General features: G+C 55.0%; 1 rRNA gene. It reads left to right on the top strand.

Annotation, left to right across the window (positions count from 1 at the left end):
- The first annotated feature begins 15 nt into the window (after positions 1-15).
- Positions 16-3,152: ribosomal RNA gene (locus EYS21_RS23195) — 23S ribosomal RNA — on the top strand.
- The last annotated feature ends 18 nt before the right edge of the window (positions 3,153-3,170 follow it).

Raw genomic sequence — 3,170 nt, 5'->3', positions numbered from 1 at the left:
TTTTTGATCTTTTGTGGTCAAGTTTTTAAGAGCACACGGTGGATGCCTTGGCATTAGGAGCCGAAGAAGGACGTAGGAATCTGCGATAAGCCTGGGGGAGTCGATAACCGGACTGTGATCCCAGGGTGTCCGAATGGGGAAACCCCGCCAGGAGCGCGAGTTACCTGGTGACCCGCATCTGAACACATAGGGTGCGTGGAGGGAACGCGGGGAAGTGAAACATCTCAGTACCCGCAGGAAGAGAAAACAATAGTGATTCCGTCAGTAGTGGCGAGCGAACGCGGATCAGGCTAAACCGTTCCATGTGTGATAGCCGGCGGGCGTTGCATGGTCGGGGTTGTGGGACTTTCCATACCAGTTCTGCCGGACTGGTGGGGTGTGATGTGCTGGCATAGGTGAACGGTCTTGAAAGGCCGGCCGTAGAGGGTGTGAGCCCCGTAACCGAAATGTTGAGTGCCGCCTGTGAGAGTATCCCAAGTAGCACGGGGCCCGAGAAATCCCGTGTGAATCTGTCAGGACCACCTGATAAGCCTAAATACTCCCTAATGACCGATAGCGGACCAGTACCGTGAGGGAAAGGTGAAAAGTACCCCGGGAGGGGAGTGAAACAGTACCTGAAACCGTGTGCTTACAATCCGTCGGAGCCAGTCTGATTCTGGTGACGGCGTGCCTTTTGAAGAATGAGCCTGCGAGTTAGTGTTACGTCGCGAGGTTAACCCGTGTGGGGAAGCCGTAGCGAAAGCGAGTCTGAATAGGGCGTTGCAGTGGCGTGATCTAGACCCGAAGCGAAGTGATCTACCCATGGCCAGGTTGAAGCGACGGTAAGACGTCGTGGAGGACCGAACCCACTTCAGTTGAAAATGGAGGGGATGAGCTGTGGGTAGGGGTGAAAGGCCAATCAAACTTCGTGATAGCTGGTTCTCCCCGAAATGCATTTAGGTGCAGCGTTGCGTGTTTCTTACCGGAGGTAGAGCTACTGGATGGCTAATGGGCCCTACAAGGTTACTGACGTCAGCCAAACTCCGAATGCCGGTAAGTGAGAGCGCAGCAGTGAGACTGTGGGGGATAAGCTTCATAGTCGAGAGGGAAACAGCCCAGACCACCAACTAAGGCCCCTAAGCGTGTGCTAAGTGGGAAAGGATGTGGAGTTGCGAAGACAACCAGGAGGTTGGCTTAGAAGCAGCCATCCTTAAAAGAGTGCGTAATAGCTCACTGGTCAAGTGATTCCGCGCCGACAATGTAGCGGGGCTCAAGTACACCGCCGAAGTTGTGGCATTCAAATATTAGCTCAGCCGCCCCTTGTGGGTTGGTTCAGGCGTTTGGATGGGTAGGGGAGCGTCGTGTGGGCAGTGAAGTCGCGGTGTAAACCAGCGGTGGAGCCTACACGAGTGAGAATGCAGGCATGAGTAGCGAAAGACGGGTGAGAAACCCGTCCGCCGAATGATCAAGGGTTCCAGGGTCAAGCTAATCTGCCCTGGGTAAGTCGGGACCTAAGGCGAGGCCGACAGGCGTAGTCGATGGACAACGGGTTGATATTCCCGTACCGGCGAAAAACCGTCCATGTTGAACAGGGGATACTAACTGCCCGAGACCTGACCGCCCACCCTTGTGGTGACGTGGTTTTTGGTGGAGCGCGGGACCTGATCCTGGGAGGCAAGCGTATTAACAGGTGTGACGCAGGAAGGTAGCCAAGCCGGGCGATGGTTGTCCCGGTCTAAGGATGTAGGGCGAACGGTAGGCAAATCCGCTGTTCATGATGCCTGAGATCTGATGGGACCCCCTTACGGGGGGATTTGGTGATCCTATGCTGCCGAGAAAAGCATCGACGCGAGGTTTTAGCCGCCCGTACCCCAAACCGACACAGGTGATCAGGTAGAGAATACTAAGGCGATCGAGAGAATTATGGTTAAGGAACTCGGCAAAATGCCCCCGTAACTTCGGGAGAAGGGGGGCCCCAACCTTGAACACCACACGCTGGTGGGAGGGGATCGGGGCCGCAGAGACCAGGGGGAAGCGACTGTTTACTAAAAACACAGGTCCGTGCGAAGTCGCAAGACGATGTATACGGACTGACTCCTGCCCGGTGCTGGAAGGTTAAGAGGACCGGTTAGCCGCAAGGCGAAGCTGAGAATTTAAGCCCCAGTAAACGGCGGTGGTAACTATAACCATCCTAAGGTAGCGAAATTCCTTGTCGGGTAAGTTCCGACCTGCACGAATGGAGTAACGACTTCCCCGCTGTCTCAACCATAAACTCGGCGAAATTGCAGTACGAGTAAAGATGCTCGTTACGCGCAGCAGGACGGAAAGACCCCGAGACCTTTACTATAGTTTGGTATTGGTGTTCGGAGTGGCTTGTGTAGGATAGGTGGGAGACGTTGAAGCCCGGACGCCAGTTCGGGTGGAGTCATCGTTGAAATACCACTCTGGTCACTTTGGACATCTAACTTCGGCCCGTAATCCGGGTCAGGGACAGTGCCTGATGGGTAGTTTAACTGGGGCGGTTGCCTCCTAAAAAGTAACGGAGGCGCCCAAAGGTTCCCTCAGCCTGGTTGGCAATCAGGTGTCGAGTGTAAGTGCACAAGGGAGCTTGACTGTGAGAGAGACATCTCGAGCAGGGACGAAAGTCGGGACTAGTGATCCGGCGGTACATTGTGGAATGGCCGTCGCTCAACGGATAAAAGGTACCTCGGGGATAACAGGCTGATCTTGCCCAAGAGTCCATATCGACGGCATGGTTTGGCACCTCGATGTCGGCTCGTCGCATCCTGGGGCTGGAGTAGGTCCCAAGGGTTGGGCTGTTCGCCCATTAAAGCGGTACGCGAGCTGGGTTTAGAACGTCGTGAGACAGTTCGGTCCCTATCCGCTGCGCGCGCAGGAAATTTGAGAAGGGCTGTCCTTAGTACGAGAGGACCGGGACGGACGAACCTCTGGTGTGTCAGTTGTACTGCCAAGTGCACCGCTGATTAGCTACGTTCGGATGGGATAACCGCTGAAAGCATCTAAGCGGGAAGCTCGCTTCGAGATGAGATTTCCATACACCTTGTGTGTGAGAGGCCCCCAGCCAGACCACTGGGTTGATAGGCCGGATGTGGAAGCGAGGACTAACGACTCGTGAAGCTGACCGGTACTAATAGGCCGATAACTTACACCACACACCAATGCGTGAACGG

Origin of the sequence: Arthrobacter sp. S39 (assembly GCF_004320525.1) — a bacterium.
GTDB lineage: Bacteria > Actinomycetota > Actinomycetes > Actinomycetales > Micrococcaceae > Arthrobacter.
This window is presented reverse-complemented; position numbering and strand designations above follow the sequence as displayed.